22 protein-coding genes are annotated in these 19,397 nt (G+C 66.7%); 3 read left to right on the top strand and 19 right to left on the bottom strand.

The window, feature by feature from the left end; genetic code table 11:
• Positions 1 to 16 precede the first annotated feature (16 nt).
• Positions 17 to 2,311, top strand: coding sequence for a TonB-dependent receptor domain-containing protein (locus AC5P7U_RS03225; protein ID WP_197563138.1), 2,295 nt, complete (start codon positions 17 to 19; stop codon positions 2,309 to 2,311).
• A 17-nt stretch (positions 2,312 to 2,328) separates the two neighbouring features.
• Complete coding sequence (locus AC5P7U_RS03230; protein ID WP_197563136.1) at positions 2,329 to 3,225, top strand: tyrosine-protein phosphatase; 897 nt, start codon at positions 2,329 to 2,331, stop codon at positions 3,223 to 3,225.
• Positions 3,226 to 3,281: 56 nt separating this feature from the next.
• Here AC5P7U_RS03230 and AC5P7U_RS03235 read toward each other — a convergent pair whose 3' ends face one another.
• The 5 genes from AC5P7U_RS03235 to AC5P7U_RS03255 form a co-directional block, all read right to left on the bottom strand.
• Positions 3,282 to 3,539, bottom strand: a complete 258-nt coding sequence (locus tag AC5P7U_RS03235) for a hypothetical protein (RefSeq protein WP_006447036.1) — start codon at positions 3,537 to 3,539, stop codon at positions 3,282 to 3,284.
• Positions 3,536 to 4,888, bottom strand: a complete 1,353-nt coding sequence (locus AC5P7U_RS03240) for a TFIIB-type zinc ribbon-containing protein (protein WP_197565062.1) — start codon at positions 4,886 to 4,888, stop codon at positions 3,536 to 3,538. The genes AC5P7U_RS03235 and AC5P7U_RS03240 overlap by 4 nt, the downstream gene beginning before the upstream one ends.
• Positions 4,889 to 4,908: 20 nt before the next feature.
• A complete protein-coding gene (locus tag AC5P7U_RS03245) occupies positions 4,909 to 6,048 on the bottom strand; it encodes an SPFH domain-containing protein (RefSeq protein ID WP_006446992.1) in 1,140 nt (379 codons plus the stop codon).
• A 101-nt stretch (positions 6,049 to 6,149) separates the two neighbouring features.
• On the bottom strand, positions 6,150 to 7,034 hold the full coding sequence (locus AC5P7U_RS03250) for an NAD(P)-dependent oxidoreductase (RefSeq protein WP_006446984.1): 885 nt from the start codon (positions 7,032 to 7,034) through the stop codon (positions 6,150 to 6,152).
• 57 nt (positions 7,035 to 7,091) lie between these two features.
• Positions 7,092 to 7,352 carry a CD225/dispanin family protein gene (locus AC5P7U_RS03255; protein ID WP_006446983.1) on the bottom strand — a complete coding sequence of 87 codons (261 nt, stop codon included), beginning with the start codon at positions 7,350 to 7,352 and terminating at the stop codon, positions 7,092 to 7,094.
• A 471-nt stretch (positions 7,353 to 7,823) separates the two neighbouring features.
• Between AC5P7U_RS03255 and AC5P7U_RS03260 the strand changes: the two genes are divergently transcribed.
• Positions 7,824 to 9,299 (top strand): helix-turn-helix domain-containing protein, encoded by a 1,476-nt coding sequence (locus tag AC5P7U_RS03260; protein WP_197565063.1) that lies wholly within the window; start codon positions 7,824 to 7,826, stop codon positions 9,297 to 9,299.
• A gap of 55 nt (positions 9,300 to 9,354) precedes the next feature.
• Here AC5P7U_RS03260 and AC5P7U_RS03265 read toward each other — a convergent pair whose 3' ends face one another.
• The 14 genes from AC5P7U_RS03265 to AC5P7U_RS03330 form a co-directional block, all read right to left on the bottom strand.
• On the bottom strand, positions 9,355 to 9,768 hold the full coding sequence (locus tag AC5P7U_RS03265) for a hypothetical protein (RefSeq protein ID WP_414554653.1): 414 nt from the start codon (positions 9,766 to 9,768) through the stop codon (positions 9,355 to 9,357).
• A gap of 35 nt (positions 9,769 to 9,803) precedes the next feature.
• Positions 9,804 to 10,883, bottom strand: coding sequence for a hypothetical protein (locus AC5P7U_RS03270; protein WP_197565051.1), 1,080 nt, complete (start codon positions 10,881 to 10,883; stop codon positions 9,804 to 9,806).
• A gap of 20 nt (positions 10,884 to 10,903) precedes the next feature.
• Positions 10,904 to 11,251, bottom strand: coding sequence for a hypothetical protein (locus AC5P7U_RS03275; RefSeq protein WP_006479484.1), 348 nt, complete (start codon positions 11,249 to 11,251; stop codon positions 10,904 to 10,906).
• A gap of 48 nt (positions 11,252 to 11,299) precedes the next feature.
• Complete coding sequence (locus AC5P7U_RS03280) at positions 11,300 to 11,884, bottom strand: RebB family R body protein (protein ID WP_197565050.1); 585 nt, start codon at positions 11,882 to 11,884, stop codon at positions 11,300 to 11,302.
• A complete protein-coding gene (locus tag AC5P7U_RS03285; protein ID WP_008265905.1) occupies positions 11,881 to 12,117 on the bottom strand; it encodes a RebB family R body protein in 237 nt (78 codons plus the stop codon). Before AC5P7U_RS03285 ends, AC5P7U_RS03280 begins: the two co-directional genes overlap by 4 nt.
• Positions 12,118 to 12,187: 70 nt before the next feature.
• Positions 12,188 to 12,460, bottom strand: a complete 273-nt coding sequence (locus AC5P7U_RS03290; protein WP_005416651.1) for a RebB family R body protein — start codon at positions 12,458 to 12,460, stop codon at positions 12,188 to 12,190.
• 60 nt (positions 12,461 to 12,520) lie between these two features.
• Positions 12,521 to 12,787, bottom strand: a complete 267-nt coding sequence (locus AC5P7U_RS03295; RefSeq protein WP_006446865.1) for a RebB family R body protein — start codon at positions 12,785 to 12,787, stop codon at positions 12,521 to 12,523.
• Positions 12,788 to 12,813: 26 nt separating this feature from the next.
• Positions 12,814 to 13,083 carry a RebB family R body protein gene (locus AC5P7U_RS03300; protein WP_005416649.1) on the bottom strand — a complete coding sequence of 90 codons (270 nt, stop codon included), beginning with the start codon at positions 13,081 to 13,083 and terminating at the stop codon, positions 12,814 to 12,816.
• Positions 13,084 to 13,126: 43 nt separating this feature from the next.
• On the bottom strand, positions 13,127 to 13,417 hold the full coding sequence (locus tag AC5P7U_RS03305; protein WP_005416648.1) for a RebB family R body protein: 291 nt from the start codon (positions 13,415 to 13,417) through the stop codon (positions 13,127 to 13,129).
• Between the two features lie 219 nt (positions 13,418 to 13,636).
• A complete protein-coding gene (locus tag AC5P7U_RS03310; RefSeq protein ID WP_197565049.1) occupies positions 13,637 to 14,689 on the bottom strand; it encodes an NUDIX hydrolase in 1,053 nt (350 codons plus the stop codon).
• Positions 14,690 to 14,765: 76 nt separating this feature from the next.
• On the bottom strand, positions 14,766 to 16,448 hold the full coding sequence (locus AC5P7U_RS03315; protein WP_414554655.1) for a hypothetical protein: 1,683 nt from the start codon (positions 16,446 to 16,448) through the stop codon (positions 14,766 to 14,768).
• Positions 16,449 to 16,469: 21 nt separating this feature from the next.
• A complete protein-coding gene (locus AC5P7U_RS03320) occupies positions 16,470 to 17,792 on the bottom strand; it encodes a transporter (RefSeq protein ID WP_197562920.1) in 1,323 nt (440 codons plus the stop codon).
• A 46-nt stretch (positions 17,793 to 17,838) separates the two neighbouring features.
• Entirely contained in the window at positions 17,839 to 18,588 is a 750-nt protein-coding gene (locus AC5P7U_RS03325) for a hypothetical protein (protein ID WP_197562918.1), read from the bottom strand.
• A 13-nt stretch (positions 18,589 to 18,601) separates the two neighbouring features.
• On the bottom strand, positions 18,602 to 19,306 hold the full coding sequence (locus tag AC5P7U_RS03330) for a C39 family peptidase (RefSeq protein WP_006446620.1): 705 nt from the start codon (positions 19,304 to 19,306) through the stop codon (positions 18,602 to 18,604).
• Between the last annotated feature and the right edge of the window lie 91 nt (positions 19,307 to 19,397).

The following is a 19,397-nucleotide window of genomic DNA, read 5'->3' on the forward strand; positions in this document are numbered from 1 at the left end:
TCCGCGAACGAGTCCGATGCGCTACGCCACGCTGCACCGCCCGCTGCTCACCCTCGCCATTGCCGCCGCGCTGCCGGCGATTGCCCATGCCGAAGACAGCCCCCATGCCGAAGCCGATGCCACTGCCTCCGCCGACGCGGCGCGAACCGTGGTGGCGCTTGACCAGGTGGTGGTGACCGCGCAGAAGCGCGCCACCAACCTGCAGGAGACGCCGATTTCAGTGTCGGTGGTCGATGCCGAGGCGTTGAAGGATCGCAGCGCGATCTCGCTGGGCAGCCTGTCCGATGGCTCGATTCCTTCGCTGCGGGTGACCCCGTTCGCGACCCGCAGTTCGGCACTGAACATCGGCATCCGTGGCATCGGTGCGTCCGGCGATGCCAACCAGCCGGCGCGCGATGCCGGCGTCGGCATCTACGTCGACGGTGTGTTCATGGGCCGCGCGCAGGGCCTGGGCAGCATGCTCTACGACGTGGAGCGCATTGAAGTGCTGAAGGGCCCGCAGGGTACGCTGTTTGGCCGCAACACCGAGGGCGGTGCGGTCAGCATCCTGACCAAGGTGCCGACCGGCGAGTTCGGCGGCCGCGTCAGTGCCGGTGTGTCCAACTACAGCGGCTACAACAGCGCGCTGCACCTGGACCTGCCCAAGGTGGGTGATGTCAGCTTCAAGATCGACGCGGTGCAGGCCAAGCGTGGCGGCACCACCGACAACCCGATGCGCGGCGAGCGCGACTTCAACAGCTACGACAAGCGTGGCGCACGCCTCAGTGCGCTGTGGCAGCCGCGCGATGATGTCTCGCTGCTGTATGCGTTCGACCGTTCCTACGATGCCACCACGCCGTACCACACCCAGGTGCTGGTGCCCGGTGCCTACCTCAGCCCGCTGCAGAAGGCCGGGGCCAGCCTCGACCGCCGCGACAGCGCCATCCTGGGTGGCCCGCAGGAAGACAACATCGGCCGCACCAGTGGCCATCTGCTGAACCTGTCGTGGACCTTGAACGAGAACCTGGAACTGAAGTCGATCAGTTCCTATCGCGAACTGACCCAAGGCCAGTTCGACATGGGCCTGGTCGATGCGATCTCGGCCTACGGTGGCGCGGGTACGCCGTTCGGCCGCTACAGCCTGGCCCAGGTCTACCAGCACCAATACAGCCAGGAGTTCCAGCTGATCGGCAACACCGCGCAGGTGCAGTTCCTCGGCGGCGCGTTCTACTACCACGAGACCGCGGGCGACAATGCACAGACGCCCAACATGCTGGTGTGGGGGCCGGGCGGCAACAGCTACACGCTGAACCCGGCCACCAACCCGCTGGATCTTTCACGGGTGCGCATCGACCGCGCCAGCAAGGCCTGGACTGACAGCCTGGGCGTGTTCGGCCAGGCCACGTGGACCCCAGAGGCGATGCCGGGCCTGCACCTGACCGCCGGTGGCCGCTACACCCGCGATGACAAGAAGGGCAGCCTGTACATCGTCAACGGTGCGGCGACGAGTCTCGGCTTCAAGGACCGCTGGAGCCGCTTCGACCCGATGGTCAACATCGCCTACGACCTGGGCGAGCACGCGATGGTCTACGCCAGGTACAGCACTGGCTTCAAGGCCGGTGGCGCCAACTCGCGGTCGACCAACTACACCGCGTTCGGCCCGGAAGAGGTGACCGCCTATGAGCTGGGCTTCAAATCGCAGTTCTGGGACAACCGTGCGCGGTTGAACCTGGCGGTGTTCGATTCGACCATCGCGCACAAGCAGATGGACTTCTCGCTGCCGTTCGACCCGAACAGCGGCGAAACCCGCACCACCATGGTCACCACCAACGCACTGAGTGATGGGAAGTCGCGCGGCGCGGAGCTGGAGTTCAACGTGATGCCGGTGGACAACCTCACCCTCGGCCTCAACTACGCCTACACCAAGATTGACGCACAGACCGCCACGGACCCGTTCGGTGCGGGTGTGCAGGTGACCGTGCAACCGCTGCTGGCGCCGAAGAATGCGGGCAGCCTGTCGGCCGACTACCTGGTGCCGTTCGCCAACTTCTCGGCGCTGAAGTTCCATGTGGACGGCAACTGGTCCCATGGCTATTACACCAGCGAGTACGACCAGATGCTCACTGACAGTTCGTTCGTGGTGAATGCACGCGTGGCGCTGGTGGATGTGCCGGTGAACAGCACCGGCACCACGATGTCGTTCTCGCTGTGGGCGCGCAACCTGCTGGACGAACAGCACCTGTTCTACAAGCTCAACAGCCCGGCGCTGGGCCAGACCGGCATCTTCAACGACCCCCGCACCTTCGGCCTGGATGTGGCCGTCAACTTCTGATTCGAACGGAGACTCCCATGAAGCACCGCTCTACCGAACTTGCCCTGGCCGTGATGCTCAGCCTGCCGCTGGCGGCCACCGCCGTGGCCGCAGATGCACCGCAGGCCGTTGCCGCGAAGCCGGCTGCTGCCGCCAATGTGAAGCCGGTGGCTGCCGATGCGCAGCGCGTGCTTCCGCTGCAGGGGGCGTGGAACGTGCGCACCTTCGCTGGCCTGCAGGGCCGTCATGGCCCGATTCCGGCCGCTGCGTTCGTGCGTACCGCCGATCTCGGCCGGCTGACCGACGCCGATCGCGATGCACTGGCCGCTGCTGGCGTGAAGCTGGACATCGACCTGCGTACCGCCGACGAGCAGGCGCAGTCGCCGGACCTGCTGGCCAAGGATGATCGCTTCGACTATCAGCGCATCTCGCTGATGGGCACCGAGAAGATGGACCTGCAGAAGATGATGACCCGCTTCCCGGATTCACTGGGCGAAGCCTATGTGCAGTGGCTGGGCCACAGCCAGCCGCAGTTCAAGCAGGTGTTCCAGCGCATCGCAGCGCAGCAGGACGGCGCCGTGCTGTTCCATTGCACGGCGGGCAAGGACCGCACCGGCATCATCGCCGGCCTGCTGCTGGACCTGGCCGGGGTGCCGAAGGCCGAGATCGTGCACAACTACGCGATCTCCGCGCACTACCTGGAAGGGCAGCCGAAGGACAGCGCGATGAACGCGCAGATCATGGCGCTGATCAAGCAGAACCCGGAGATCGGCCGCAAGATGGCCGGCATGTCCGGTACCGCACCGGGCAACATGGAGCAGTTCCTGGCCGCGCTGCACAGCCAGTACGGCGGTGCCGAAGGCTACCTGAAGTCGATCGGGGTGAGCGAGCAGGAGATCCAGCAGCTCAAGGTGCGGCTGGGGCAGGCGGGCTGAGAATCGTGCCGGCCGCCCAGCGGCCGGCACTCCCCGCAGCCAGGCATGGCCTGGCTCTATGGATCGGGTTTCACCCGTGCAACCCGTATCCGGTACTGGTACACGTTGTCGCCTTCGATGCGCGTGGCCTCGGTGCCACGCACCTGGCCCACCTTCTGGTTGGAGCCGGTGACCGGTTGTGCCTTGACCTCGGTCTCGTGCTCGAAGGAGTGCGATTTGTCGCTGTTGCGGTAGTAGCGGTACAGCGCCCAGTACAGCGCGGTTGCGCCGGCCGGACCTGCCGCCAACAGCCAGAGGCCGCTATCGTCGCTCATGAGGTTGCCATCAGGATGAGGATTGCCAGTGCTTCGATGACCGTGCCGGCGGTCAACGCCGCCAGCAGCATCTTCCATTGCTGCACGGGCACGCTGCCCATGGTTTCGCCAGTACGGCCGTTCACCGCGATGTAGTGCAGCATGCCGCCGTTCCTGCCGGGCTGGTGGTACGAATACAGCCAGACCGGCAGGTACATCGATACCCAGCGGGTGCCATGCACTTCCAGCTGCTCCTGCTCCCAGCGCACGCCACGGTTGTAGCCGCGTACCGAAGATTCCACCTGCGAGCGCGCAATGGACAGCAGCTGGTCTTCCAGTCGTGGCCGCAGCTTCTCCACGTCCAGGTTGCGCTTCTCGGAGGTGAAGCCCGCCAGGTACGAGGCATTCCACTTCACCGCGTTCTTGGTGTCGAACGGCAGGATGGTGTTGATGATGTTGTTGGTGTTGGTGCGGATATCCAGGTTGCCGCGCTCGGCGGAGGATTCCAGCGGCAGATCGTCAACGGTGAAGTCGACCTGGCGCTCGATCTGATAGATGTCGGCGTCATAGACGGTGCGCTTGTTCTTCTCGCTGCCCACGGTGTACTGCCGGGTCTGGATCTCGCCCTTGCCGGCCACGGCCGCGCTGACATTGCTGTCCACGATCATGTAGGGCAGGAACACGCCCACCACGTTTTCCGGGGTGAACTCCTGCTTGAACGCCTTCAGCGCGAACATCCGGCGCTTGTCGACGAACTGGCGGATGCGCGCGACCGCATCGTCCTTCTTGATATGGAAGGGAAGGACGGCATCGGGCACCGCGCCGTTGCTGATCTGTTCGTTGACGCCGAACACATGGCGGCACCAGTGGCAGCGCGCCGTCATCGTGCTTTCGGTGTTGACCGTGACTTCGGCGCCGCAGCCGGTGCACTTGAAGGTCATCAGTGCCGAGGTATCGGCGTCGATGTCACGCGCGCCGGAGGCGATGACGGTGCCACGCAGCTGGTCGATGGCTTCGCCCAGCCCGAATTCCTCTTCGACCCGCGCGCCATGCCATTCGTGACGGCAGTACAGGCAGACCAGGATGTCGGTGCCGGCCTTGGGCCGGATGTCGGTGGCGCCGCACTTCGGGCAGCGGTTGAGGCCGTCCTTCAGCTCGCTGGCCGAGGTGTCGATGGCGACCGGGTCCGGGGCTTCCACTTCATCGCGGATGGCCTGCGGCAGCGTCGAGGTGTCCAGCGGGAAGCTGCCGGGCAGGGGAGGGACGTCCTGCGGCGAACCCGGTCCATTCAACGACGCCGCCGGCAAGGGCGGCGGCGTCGCGGGAGCGGATCCGGGCAGCGGCGGGGGGCCGTTTCGGGGATCGGACATGTTCGTTGTGCGTCCTGCCGTTACAGGCCCAGTGCCTTGGCCTTCAGGGCGTCGTAGTCGCTCTGGGTGATCAGGCCCAGGTCCAGCATCTCCTTGGCCTTCTTCAGCTTGGCCACCGGATCGTCCGCGGCCGGCGTCACCGGCTGCTGCATGCCGCCGACACCGAACATGCCCGAGGCCATGCCGACACCGACCAGGCCCGCCGCACCGCCGTTCTCGCCGGCCGACTGGATGCCCTGGGCGACGCTGGCCTGCAGGTTGGAGTTGCCGCGCGAGCCGGACAGCGCATCGGCGCGCTGCACGGTCTTCAGCAATTCACGGGTGTTGGCGTCGTACTCGATGGAAACGATGGCGGTCTTGACGATGGCCAGGCCACGATCGCTCTGCCACTGATACGCCTGCTCGACCGCAGCGGACAGGCTCTGCGCGAAGCCGATCGAATCCTGCTGCAGCTTGGTGATGCGGTTGCCCTTGCCCGGATCGTTCGTATACAGGCTGAAGGCCGGGGCCAGCGAACCAACCACTTCATTGAACAGCTGGCTGGCGGCGGCGTTGTCCAGGTCGGTGAAATCGAACACCTGGCCCGGCTGCAGGTAGCTGGCGGGCACGAAGTTCTTCACGAACAGGATCGGGTCGACGATCTTCAGCGTGTATGAGCCACGGGTGACCGCGCCGACCTGGGTGTTGAGGAAGCCGTCGTCCCAGTAGATCTCCGACTGGGTACCGAACCGGTTGTCCGGCAGTTCCTTCAGCGATACGAAGTAGGCGGCCTGCTGCGAGCCCGGCTGGCCGCCGAACTTGAAGCGTTCCCAGCTCTGCTTGATGAAGGTGCTGACCAGGCCGTCACCGGCAAAGATCGACTGCGAGTTCAGATCGTCCGAGCGCCACTCGTAGCCGCCCGCTTCGGCAACGAACGCGGTGATCGCGCCGTCCTGGAACAGCAGCAGGCCGTAGCCTTCCGGCACAACGATCTTCGAACCATTGCTGATGATGTTGGACGAGCCGCTGGTGTTGGAGCCGCGGCCGGCGTTGGTGCCGCGCGGTACCGCTGCAAACAGGGCCGCCGTGGACGGCAGGCCCGTGGGCACGGTGTAGAAGTCCTTCCACTGGTCGGCCAGCACACCGCCTACCGCACCCTTCACCGCCTGTACCAGACCCATGTCCAACTCCCTGTGATTCGAGGGCAGGCACCGTGCCTGCCGAGCGTGGCTGAATATAGCAGCGGCCGGGGACGGCAGGAGTGCCGGAAGATGAATTCCGATCAGGCCCGGTCGGTACCACCCGGACCGGCGCGTACCGCCTGCAGCACGGCGGCCATGTCCAGTGCGCCCAGCCCGGCGTGCTGCGCCTGTGCGAACAGCGCATCGCTGGCGTTGATCAGCGGTGCATGCATGCCGACCTCGCGCGCGGCGGCGGCCACCAGCCCGCTGTTCTTGTACACGTCGGTGATCGAGGCCTGCACGGCAAAATCGCCACGGGCCATCTTGTCCAGCTTGATCCGTGACACGTCACTGGCCATCGGCCCGGCATTGAGCACCTGCGCGAAGCGTTCCAGCTCGATGCCGTGGGCTTCGGCGAAGTGCACCGCTTCGGCCAGGCCGGTGACCAGCGTGATGAGGTACAGGTTCACCGCCAGCTTCATGCGCAGCGCCGACGGCACACTGCCGCAGCACACCGTCTGCCGGCCCATCGGTGCCAGCAGCGGTGCCGCCACGGCGAGATCGGCATCGGTGCCGGCCAGCAGGATGACCAGCTGCGCCGCTTCGGCCTGTACACGGGAGCCGGAGACCGGCGCTTCCACGTAACGGCCACCCACAGCACGGATCTGTTCGCCCAGCGCCTGCGAATACGCCGCCGAACTGGTGCCCATGTTGATCAGCAGGCGGCCGCGCACGCGTTCGCCGAACGCGCTGCCCTGTCGATCGAGCACGCTGTCGATGGCGTCGTCGTTGGCCAGCATCAGGATGAGGGTTTCGCAGGCTGCGAATACGTCGTGCAGCTGCTCACGGACCTCGATGCCTGCGGCACGCGCGGCAGCGTGGTTGCGGCCGGAGCGGGACCAGCCCAGCACGGCATGGCCCGCCCGCGCCAGGTGGCTGGCCATGGGGGTTCCCATGACGCCCAGGCCGATGAATCCCAAAGGCATGGCTGGCTCCAGAGCAGGACAGGACACCCATCATGCCGCAGACCGTCGCTGCGTGGCTCAGCCAGCTGCGCGCAGGATCAGTGCATACCCCACCAGCAGCAGGACACACAGCGGCAGCGTGACGAATGAAGCGATCATCCAGCGCAGCGCCTTGCGCGATGCCACCGTGGCCGGGCCGATCTGGCCGGCGGCGAGCAGCGATGACGTGCGGTTGGCGTAGACGGTGGCGACGATGCCGAAGGGCCAGAAGCCACCGAAGATACTCAGGATCGCCCACATCAGATGGTTTTTGGGCGCCGCCGGGGTGGTGTGTTCCATACGTTGAATCTCCTTGGTTGGGCGCGGATTATGCCGCCCGCTGGCGGCACCGGCATACGGGCCCGGTGCTGCACGCTGCCCAGATATCGCTGGCGCCGCGCCACGGCCCGCGAAAAGGACGATTTCCTGGTGCTGCAGGGGTCCGCCAATGCGTGAATGTCACGCGGCGATCGGGATATTCACGTGATTATCATCACGTTTCTCTCGAAACTCCGATTCGATAATCGGAAATGCCGGCGCCGTGAAGGCGTTGGGGGAATCCGGATCCGTCCGACGTCCGCATCGTCGACCCACCGACGGCAACCCCCTGGGGGCATGGGGGCGGACAGCGTGCGCGTTGATCTGCGTGTGCAGCGGCTGGCGCGAGGCGCGGCGTAGGCATCGCAGCATCACGCAATGAAGCCAGACGCTAGGCATTGCGCGATCGCCTGGTGCAGCAGCACCGGGGCGCCATTCGCAAGGGGAGTTTCAATGCACAGGCAAGTCAGTCAGATGTTGCAGCGCGCCTATCGACCGTACCGGTCCTTGCCCGACCTGCTGGGCGCGTTCATCAAGGAGTTTTCGCAACACCATGCGCTGCGTGGCGGCCGTGTCCATCTGCGTGGACCGGGCACGGCCCTTGGCCAGGACGCGTCGCTGGAGGCCGGCCAGCGCCTACCGATCCGCTACGGCGGCGAGGTGCTCGGCGAGCTGCAGCTGGAAGGCGAGGCGGATGGACTGGACAGCAGTGCGCTGGCGCTGGGTGAGGCATTCGCGCATCGATGCGCACATCTGATCAAGCGCTATGAAGCGCAAGCCTGGGCCGAACAGGCCCTGAGCCGCCCGTTGCTGCTGGTCGGCGCCTGCGACGCGTTGAAGCAGATGGAGGAGTTCGTCGAGCGCGCTGCCGCCAGCCAGTTGCCGGTGCTGCTGCGCGGCGAATTCGGCACCGAGAAGATGGAACTGGCCGCGGCCCTGCACAGCTGCGGTCCGCGGCGGCGGGGGCCGTTCGTCGAGGTCAACTGCGCCCACCCACAGGAAACGCCTGCGGACTGGTTCGCGCGCGCCCGCGGCGGCAGCCTGTATTTCCACGAGGTGGATGAGCTTCCGGTTCCCTTGCAGGCGCAGCTCTCGCATTGCATACGCGAGCTGGAGATGGCCACGGTCCAGTCCGGCCAGGCCCGCGCGATCCGGGTGATCGCCTCCACCAGTGCCGACCTTGAGCAGCGTGTGCGCGAGCGGCAGTTCTCGCGGGCGCTGTTGGCCGGGCTGGAGTTCCTCACCGTGGACATTCCCCCGCTGCGTGAGCGCAGCGACGATATCGATGCGCTGGTGGCGCGCTCGCTGCAGATGCATGGGTTCAACCCGCAGGTCATCAGCGAGGACCTGCTGGACGCGCTGCGTGGCCATGACTGGCCCGGCAACCTGCTGGAGATGGAGCGGGTGGTGGTGCGCCTGGCGGTGATGACCGGCGGGCGCAGCATCCGTCGTGAGGACCTGCTGCGGCATGCGCCTGGCCTGATGCTGGGTGAAGCGGCGGTGGACGCGGATCGTCCGTTGCCCGAGGCGGAGGCGCTGGAGGTGGCCGGGGCAGCACCACAGGCAGTCGCATCGACGGCACCTGCCGCGTCACACGACGGCCTGCACGATGGCCTCAAGCGTGCGCTTGCCTACCTGAAGGATCATGCCGCCGAGCCGGTCACGCTGGGCGATCTGGCGCGCCAGGCGCATGTGAGCCAGTCGCACCTGGGCTTCCTGTTCCGCAGCGAACTGGGCACCACCTTCAAGCTGCTGTTGCAGCAGCAGCGCATCGAACACGCCAAGCAGCTGCTGCGGGGTGGGCAGCGCCTGCGCATCACCGATGTCGCGCTGCAGGTCGGCTTCGGTGACCTCAGCCATTTCGAGAAGAGCTTCCGGCGCCTGGTCGGGGTCAGTCCGCGCAGCTATCGGCGCATACCGGAGCAATGAAAAACCCCGGCGCAGGCGCAGGCCTGCCCGGGGTGTGGCATCACCGCAGCGGACGCTACCTGGCGTTCGCTTCGGCGGCCCTGCGTACGGCTTCCTCGGCGGCCTCATCGGCGCGCCGGGCGGCTTCGGCGGCGGCTTCGACGGCCTGCTGCGAGACCATCATCGCCTGGCGGATGCCTTCCTCGCTTGCCGCCATCGCGGCGTCGGCCAGTTCCTGCGCAATCTGCATGGGGGTTTTGCCGCCGGGACGGTCCGGCGTGGGGAACGGAGAGGGTGGGATCGGGAAGGTCATCGCAGGAACTCCTTCTGGGGCTGGGGAGGAGGAGCCGTCGTTGCGCTCCCCCAGGATGTGGCGCAATGCCGCCTGGGCATCGGCCAGGATCTTCTGCGCCTGCTGCCGCGCGGCCTGACGGCCGGCAGCCACGGCCACGCGGGCGGCCGACGCCGGCGCGGCGGTGGCTGCCGGCACGCCGCCATCAGGCCCGGGGGCGGGTGAGGGCGGGCTCACACTTCGTCTGCCTGGTAGCCGATCTCGGCCTCATCCTCGGCAAAACGACGCGTTCGGCGGTAGTCCTGCAGGGTGATGACGTTGTCCTCCACCTGGATGCGCGCCTGTTCCTTGGAGCCATCGATGGCGAACAGCACGCTGGCACCGTCCTGGCCGAGCTGGCCGCGCGAGACCGGATGGTTGTCGAGGAACGCCTGTGCGCTGCGCAGTTGCCGACGCGCGGCCTCGCGCCATCGTTCGCCATCCAGCTGCAGCCCATCGCCATCGCCCAGGAACATCGCGACCTGCTGCGCGGCCAGCGAAATGCGGGCGTAGCCGATGTGGCGGTTTGCCGCCAGTGTTTCGGCAATGGCGGCGCGCACCTGCTCGGGGGATGGAAGATGCGAAAGCTGGGGCCCGTCCAGGTAGCCGAACAGCATCGGCAGCAGGGTCTGCAATGCGTGCGTGGCGCGTTCCAGGCGCAGGTCGCTGTTGCCTCCCGGCCGATAAGCACGGAGGTAGAAGCGGAAATAGTCGGCGAATTCGATCGGCCTGCGTGCGTGCTGCAAGGCGAAACGGGCCGCTTCGGCCTGGGCCTCGCTGGGCGGGTTAAGGCCGCCCTGCTCCTGGGCCAGCTGGTACAGCGCCAGCGATTCACGGAAGTCGAGCTGCAGCAGCAGCGGCGCGTCGCCGGCGCCAACGGCCGCGAGGAAGGGCCGGTATGCGCCCAGTTCCTTGTTGCTCAGCAGGCCGTGCCGGACCAGCACGCTCTGCACTTCATTCGACAGCAGGTTGCTGGGCGGGCTCGATTCCAGCTGGCGCAAGGCTTCAAGTTCGTCGGTGTGAAGGCTGAGCAGCTTTACCGGGCTCACCTGCAGGCCGGCATTGGGAAGCCAGGCCATGCGTGAACCATGCAGGCCCTGCTGCACGCCTTCGAGCATCGCGCCTTCGTCTGCAAAGGCGTATCGATGCTCGTGTGAATCGATGGCCCACTGCAGCCAATAGTGGCCGCCATCGACGAACGGCAGCACGCGCTTGGTTCGCGAACTGAGCTGGCCGGGATGGGGAACGGGGCGACCGTCGATGAAAACGCTCATGCGTGGCTCTCCTGGCGGCCTCACTGGGCCGGAAAATCCTTGAGGACGGTCGCAGCGGCGCTGCCGACGCGGGTGAAGTCGTCGGTGGCCCCCTGCATCATGGTCTGCGCCTGCGTGAGCACCCTCGCATATTTTTCGTCTCCCGTCGCCAGGTACTGGGCCATGGCCACGCCGGCGGCGGTGGTTGCGATGGTGGAAACGTTGCGCAGCGCGTCGGCGGCGTCCTGCACGGCAATCGCCGCGGACTGGGCCACCGACTGGTAGGCCTTGCCGGCGCCACTGGTCTTCACCACGGTCGTGGCCATGGTGGCCGTCTGCACCTGGTTGATCACATCGATGACCTGGGCGTTGACGTTGCTCGGGTCCATACGGGCTCCTTGATGGGCGGGGGCGGCCGGAATACAGCCGCGGCACGGTCACGGCGTGGCGTCGGTGCCGTCGGCGGCCGCGGTGGAGGGGGAGTCTGGCGCGGGGTCGTGGGCGGGACCCGCTGCCGGTTCCGGACCGGGCGTGGAGTCGGGCGCAGGGCCGGGCGTGGGCGCCGCGCCGTCGCCTGCAAGCTGTTCGAGCGTGTGCAGGCTGGCGGTGGCGGCCGCAGCGTCGGCAGTGGCACCGTGGGTCTGTGCCTGCAGGACGCTGATGGCGGTCTTTCCTTCTGCGGTAGCCGCGGCGATCACCGCCGCGGGCGAAGGCGGCGCCGGCACCGGTCCCGGCAGGGGAATGACCTGCGGCGGTGGCGGCGGCGGGGGAAGCGGCGGCGGCGGTGGCACCGGCCAGGGGGCATTGATCATCTTCGCGCAGGCGGCGGTGACCGCGGCGTTGCTGACCATGCCCGCGCCCTGCTGGCGCGCAACCGCGTTGTGCATGGCCGTGCCCAGCGTCTCCAGCATCACCATGTCGAGCATGCTGAAGGACTGCGCCGGCCCCTGGGCCACCAACAGGGTCGAGGCGGCACTGACGCTGTCGACGATCTGGCTGTTGACGGTGTTCTCACTGCTCATGATGGAACGGCTCCCTTCTGGATGATCAGGGCCAGGACCTGGGCCAGGCTGGCGCCGGCGGTGACCTGGCCACGTTGCTGGTTGGCCACGGCGTTCTGCATGGCCAGGCCCAGGCTGTCGGCCATCGCCAGGTAAGTGGCGGACATCGCGAACGACGGGGCGAGGGCGATCGCCAGGCCCGAGCCGGCGCTGGCAGCGTCCAGCAGGTAGCCGGTGGCAGGCGATGCGGCCATCAGACAGGGGCCCGGCGTGACGCCACCCGGGCGGGGGCGCTGAGGGGGGGCGTCACGCCGGGCCGACACGTCAGCGCAGACCCAGGATTTCGCGGGTGGCTACGCCGTTGGAGGCGGTGTCGATGGCATACAGCGTGGACACGCCCTGGGTGGTCGAGGCCTGCATGGTCACGTAGGACTGCTGCTGGTTGTTGGTGGCGTTGTGCGCGGCGTTGGACAGTGCCTGGCTGGTGGCCACGAACAGATTGCCCATTGCGATGGCCGGCGCATCACCAAGGACCTTGGTGTTGACCTGCGAAACCGAATCGGTGATCTGGCTGTTGACGGCGGTGGGAAATGCCATGGTGGAAACTCCTTGGGTGGACAGCACTACAGGAACGGAGACTGCCGGCACTTAGTGGAATCAGCCGAGAATCTTCCGGGTGGCGGCGCCGGTGGCGCCGGTATCGACGGCGTAGAGCAGCGCAACGCCCATCGTGGTCGCGGCCTGCGCCGTGACATACATCTGCTGCTGGGCGAGCGTTGCGTTGTGGGCCGCATTCGCCAGGGCCTGTGCCGTGGCCTGGTACAGCGTGCCCATCGCCGTGGCGGGGGCCACGCCCAGCACCTGCAGGTTGGCCTGGCTGACCGAATCGGTGATCTGGTCGTTGACGGCCGTGGGAAATGCCATGGCTCAGCTCCTTGCCTGCCGGCGCATCACGCGCCGAGGATCTGCTTGGTGGCCACGCCGGTGGTGGCGGTATCGATCGAGTACAGCGTGGCCACGCCCATGGTGGTGGCCGCCTGCGCGGTCACGTAGGACTGCTGCTGGGCATTGGTGGCGTTGTGGGCGGCGTTGGCCAGCGCCTGCGCGGTGGCCTGGTACAGGTTGCCCATGGCGACGGCGGGGGCGTCGCCCAGCACCTTGGTGTTGGCCTGGGTGACCGAATCGGTGATCTGGTCGTTTACTGCGGTCGGGAATGCCATGTCGAGCTCCTTGAGGTTGGCGGGTCAGCTGCGGAACGACGGATCAGGAACCGAGGCCGCGGACGCGGGTGCTGAGGATTTCCTTGCTGGCCACGGCCGTGGTGGCGGTATCGATCGAGTACAGCGTGGCCACGCCCATGGTGGTGGCCGACTGTGCGGTCACATACGACTGCTGCTGGGCGTTGGTCGCGTTGTGGGCCGCATTGGCCAGCGCCTGTGCGGTGGCCTGGTACAGATTGCCCACCGCCACGGCGGGCGCATCGCCCAGTACCTTGGTGTTGGCCTGGGTGACCGAATCGGTGATCTGGTCGTTTACCGCGGTTGGAAATGCCATGTCCTGCTCCTGCGAAAAGGTGGAAGTGCGTGGTATCCAGTTTCACGGTGCGTGGTGCGTAACTGCGTGTGCTTCACCGTGGATGCAGAGTAGAAACAAGCGCTGCGGCTGGATTGGTGGAATCGACGGAGAATGCGGGGGAAATGGCGTGAAGAGCGGGGCCGTGATGCGGGGGGGGCGTCGCCGCATCATCGATTTCTCCGCATCCGCGTCGCCCGCCTACTGCTGTTCAATGTAGCGGGCCATGCGCAGGTACCAGTCGATGGACTGGGACTCGGCAAAGCGTCGCTGCCTGCGCTCCCACGCCGCAAGGGCTAGCCCTCCGGCGGGCATCGGCACGGGGACCGGCCGCAGCGTGTCGGGAATCGAGACGGGCTGGTATGTCCCCAGAGAGCTGCTCAGCTCGTCCTGCGCCACGGTGCAGACCGCATCCAGTTCCCAGTCGACCACCGACCCGGCGGTCGGCCGATTGAGCCAACCGGTCTGGGCCATCAGGTTCGCGTTGATCCGTGTCACCAGGTCGGCGATGTCCTGGCCGCCGGGCAGGTCAAAGCAGACCAGGTAGAAATCGGCACCTCCCGGCGCGGTCTGGAACAGCGTGTGGTAGGCCATCACATAACCTGCGTCCAGCTCGACCCCGGTTTCTTCCTGGAATTCCCGCCTGGCCGCATGCTCGGCGGTTTCCGCATCCGACATGCGTCCCCCGGGCAGTGCCCACTGCCCGGCCTGGTTCACCAGGCGCGGCGATTGCGAGCCGGCCCAGCCCGAAATGCGACGCTGTGCGGCGTTGACGATCGCCTGCAGGTTCGGGTCCGGCCATGCGGGGATGCCTACATTTTGAAGCTGGACCCAGGCCGGCACGGCCCCTCCACCCGCGACCCAATCGGCCGCCCCCATGGCGGCGGCCCGGTCCACGGCGGCCAGCACCGTCGGCAATGCTGCCTGCAGCTGCGCCAGGACCTGGCCGGCGTTGTTGACCGCAACGGCCGCTTGATTGATGGCATCCCGCGTGGCGACGCCATTGGCGGCAGCCCCCGCGGGCCACGCAGACGTCGCTGCAAGCACGGCATTGGCCAGCGATGCGTTGATGGCGGCGACCGCGCCGGCATTGACGGCGCTGCCTGCGGCAACGTTCACCACCGTGGTCAGGGCGGACGCCGCCTCGGCCACCAGCACCGGCGCGGCATAGCCGCTCCACCAGGCGTTGGTGATCTGCTTGCGTGCGATCAGGTACTGATCGTCCGAGCGAAGTGTTGCGTAGACCTGTGTCATTTCGTTTCTCCGGTTGGAACAGCGTCGTGCCTGCCGCAGTGGATGGAAGGGCGGCAGCGCGGATCAGGGCGATGTGTCAGTGGTTGCGATGCTCGATCAGGTAGGTGAATTCGTTCCGCGTGTTCTCACGCGGTGCAATGGGCGGGAGGAGGGTGTCGTAGCGGGCCTCCCACGCCGGGGTATTGCGCCGATCGAGGAACGGCCGATCCTTCTCGTCAGGGAGATCCGGTGGCCCGGGTTTGTCCGGGGACAGGTGTTTCAGATGCTCGGCCAGGCTTCCGGCCACCTCGACCACCTTTTCGTAGAGCACCTGCCGTCGCTCAGGCTCGGCGAACTCTTCCAGGTCGGTCCATTCGATGGTTGAACCCATCGCCTTGATCCGCTCCATCCCTTTCCAGTTCAGAAGCGCGTTCTCCCACACGTCGGTCCTGGCCAGCACCCGCGGCAGCTCGGTGACGGCCCAGGTATAGGTCTGCAGGTTCTGGGTTCGCATGACATCCATCAGCGAAGCCTTCAGCCAGATGCCGGTGAGGTCTTTCAGCGCACTGTGGTACGGGGCCCAGTCACCCAGGGTCACCTCCGGCTCGTCGGCATCGATCGCGCGGGTGGACCCGGCATCCCAGGCCTTCTGCTGCAGCTCCAGCTGCGGCGCTTCCCCGAGTTCGGCCAGGGCGCCGGTCAGCAGTTTTCCAACCACCAGGTAGAGCAGGGCGGAGCGGCCAATCGCCTCGGGCGCGAACAGCTTCCTCGCCTCCGGTTCCACGCCGAGTGCACGCTGGTATCTGCACCACGCCTGCAGCAGCACATGCCGCCAGTACCAGGCCGTCAGCTTCTGCCCGGCCTTTTCGCCACTCAGCTCCTGCTGTGCACGAACCGCTTGCGAGTAGTGCTTGTCGTGGGTCTTGTACATCATGTACAGGAAGTAGCCGCTGAGCGTCATCGGCAGGTTCATCTGCGAGGCGTAGCCTTCGGACCAGAATTTGCTGCAACGGGCCAGGATGATGCCCGGGGTATAGCTTTCCCAGTCGAGCCTGCGCAGCTTGTGGCGCAGCAGCCCGGCGGGAATGTTGATGCCATCGTCTACATTGCCGACGTTCAACCCTTCGCCCACCTCCTTCCAGCTGGCATAGTCGATGGCCTTCAGTGCCACCAGCTCCAGTTTCAGCTGGCCCGTGTTGATGTGGGTGTTGAGCAGTTCGACCAGCTTGGGTGCGAACTGTCCCGCCCAGTCGCCGAGCGTGATGGCGTTGACGCCCTGCGTCTCTGCTTTCTGGATGGACGCCTGCAGCATCGCCACAAGCTGTTCCTTGAAGGCGTAGGCTTGATCAATGGCGCCGAAGCGCAGCGGCGGCGTGACGAGTTCGAAGACGTTGCCGGAATCGGATTCGAGCTTCCATGGCTCGGTGCCGGCGATGTCGAAGCAAGCTGCGACCACGTGGGTGAACGCGAAGATCACGCTGTCGTGCGTGCAGAACTCGATTTCGATGCCATACGTGTTGTCGGTCAACGCCTCGCCGCCCTTGCCGATGTCGATGCCCTGGACGGTCGGGCGCTTGCTGACGATCCAGCCGAGCTGGCCGTCCTCTGCGATGTTTGCCATGCGAATGCCCCTGCATGAGTGCGCGACCGGGAATGGCCGGCTCAGGGGCATGCTAGAAACGGGGAGACTGCGGGAATCGGCCGAATCGACGCGCAATGCGGTGCCATTGCGCGGATCTTCGCCGATGCGGCGGAATCGACGACGGCGGGCCACAGCCACGCCGTCGCCGGCCCACGGGGGCTAGAGCATGTACGGGATCTTGAAGGCCAGGGTGAAGTCCGGCGCATCCGGGGTCAGGCCGATGCCGAGCAGGGTCACCAGGGTGGTGTGCTGGTTCAGCGCATAGGTCACGCCGAGATTCAGTGACGCCGCATTGGCATCGCTGCCGATCACCTTCATCCACTGCCCGCCCTGGAAGCGGGTCGAGGCGCGGGCGCTGATGCGGTCACTGAAGGACAGGCTGAGGCTGGTGCGTTCGTTGAACGCGAACGCCACGCCGGCGCCGAAATACACCGAACCGCCGAGCTTCACATCGCCGGGATTGACGGTGTCGGGGTTGCTGTCGATGTCGTTGAAGCCGCGCGGAAACGAATGCACATAGCCCAGATTGGCGAACAGGATGGCCGGGTCGGCGGTCTTGACCATCGACAGGCCCACATTGGCCTGCCAGACGCCGTTGCCGGTGGGCTGTTCTTTCGGTACGGCGAAGCGGATGTAGTCATCGTCGTCGCGCTCGATCACCTTCCAGTCCAGCCCGTAGGGCGCGCGCCCGGTGGGTGCGGTCACCCCGGCGGTAAGCACGGTTTCAGGCCGCCAGCCGCGCTCACCGAACAGGCGGTAATTCGCGCTCAGGCCGATATCGCCCAGGCCATTGCCATTGGTCTCTTCCTGGGCGATGGCGGCGGCCGCACCCCCGGCACCGCCTTTCTGGTACACCGTGCGCCGTGCGAGGTACGGCACATCCAGGTTGAGCGTGAGATTGGGACTGACGCCCCAGCGTGCGGCCAGGTTGTAGGTGAGCGAATCGGATTCGACGTTCTCGATGGCGATGTTGCCGAGGAAGATCGCATCCAGTGCCAGGAAACCATTGAGAGTGAGCTGCTTGCGGTCATAGCGGGCGTAGGTGAGGCTGTTTTCGATGGTGAAGCGGCGCGAGAACAGGGCCGACTGCTGCTGCTTCACATCATCCACGCTGCGCCGTGATTCCTGCCTGGCCTGCTGCGCTTCGGCCGCGGTGCTGGCGTAGCCTTCGCCGCCGGGCGCTGTCTGTAGAGTCGAGCCATGCTCGACTTCCGTGCCTGTGCCTGTGCCCGTGCCGGTTGCCGCCGCCGTTCCCGGCCCGGTGGGCCCCGTGCGCCCGCTCAGGCGCGCCTGCATCGCCTGCACCTGCATGTCGAGCTCGCGCAGGCGTCGGACTTCCTGCGCGTAGTTGCTCTTCAGCTGCTCCAGCTGGTTGGCCAGGGCCTGCACGTCGGCGTTGTCGTCGGCCGTGGGCGGCGCGGCGAGGGCGGTGCCCGCCAGCGCCGCCAGCGCCAACGGGGTGATCCTCAGAAGGGTATGCATGTTCGTGTCCTGCGTTGTGGAACGCGTCCCCCAATGCCGCGCCGTACTACTGGCCCGGCCCCATGCCGCGGTTCAACGCAATCGCCTGGGCCACGTTCTGGCTCAACGGCAGGTTGCCGCCCGCGGTGTTGCGTACCAGCTCCAGCCGCAGCTGGTTGCTGGCTGCCTGGCCGTCACCGGCCAGGGCAATGCCCTGGCCGACGCTGCCATTGCGTATCCATTGCTGTACCAGGCCCTGGCCATCCATCTGCAGCTGCAGGCGCGCCTGATTGCCATCGAGCACGGCGCTGGCGCTCACCCCAGCCTGCTGCGCGCTGGCCGAGTGCGCGCCATCGGACTGCATCGCGGGAACGTCGCCGTCACGCACCAGCAGTGTGGTGGTGTTGCGCGCGGCGTTGCCATCGCCGGCGACCTGCACGCTCTGCACCAGCCCACTGACATTGGCCAGGCCGCTGCTGTCGATGCTGCGGCCCGCTGTGGCAGGCAGCGGCGCGTCGGCGGCGGTGACATGCACGCTGGGCTGGAAGCTGAGCTTGGGTGCACCACCGCCGCGGAAATCCATGCCCAGGGTCAACGTGCCCTGCAGGGCCGTGCCATTGCTGGCCTGCCACTGCGAAACCATCGTCACCCCGAACCAGGCCACGCTGTTGCCGCCCACCGTGTAGCGGCCACGCATCAGGTTCAGTTCGGGGTCGGGAATTTCCTTCAGGCCGCGACCCGGTGCTGCGTCCGCCGCCCGCACCGGCAGCGCGGGAAGCATCAGCAGCAGGGTCATCAACAGGGGAAGACGGATCATGGCGAAGCCTCCTTCAGAACAGGTCGGCATGGCTGAAGCCGAAGTCGACCAGCTCGGCATCGGTGATCGGCCCCTGCCGCGCGTAGAGCGCGCGGGCACTGGGCCGTTCGCTGGGTTGCAGCAGCACCGTGTTACGGTCGAAATCACTGCCGATCACCACGAACACGGCGCGTGACGGCCACGCGGCGAGGAAGTCCGGCAGTGCCAGGCTGCGGTTTCCGAGGATCGGATCGGCCACTTCGACGATGCCTTCGCGCACCTGCTTGAGCACCACGAAATGGCGGAAGCCGCGCACGTCCATCAGCACCAGCCCGGGCACGCGCAGGGTGCGCAGGCGGGCTTCGTCGATGCGGTAGCCGCGTCCACGCATGCCCAGTGATTCCACGTAACGCTTGATGTCCAGCAGCGAGAAGCCGCGCTCGGCCACCAGTGCCGGGTCTGAAACCCCCATCATTCCCTGGATCACCGTCGCCTCATCGGTGTCCAGGTGGTAGGCATGGCGCAGGATGGTGGCCAGTGCGGCCGCGCCGCAGCTGTAATCGGTGTGCTGGCGCACCACGTTGCGGTAGCGCCGCTCCTGCATGCTCTCCACTTTCTGCTGCAGCAGGGCGCCATTGGGCAGTACCCCGCTGAAGCGCACTTCGCCCGCCCACGCGGGGTTGATGCCCAGCAGCAACAGGCACGCCAGCAGCCAGGTTGAAGGTCGGCAGCGGAACATCGCGTTCTCCGGCAGCAGGGGGGAGCCCCTGTTCCAAGGGGGAGGAGGAACAGGGGCTCCCGGAACCCGGTCATTGGCGGATGGCCGGGGT

Source organism: Stenotrophomonas sp. YJH_SMC_57 (assembly GCF_059369755.1).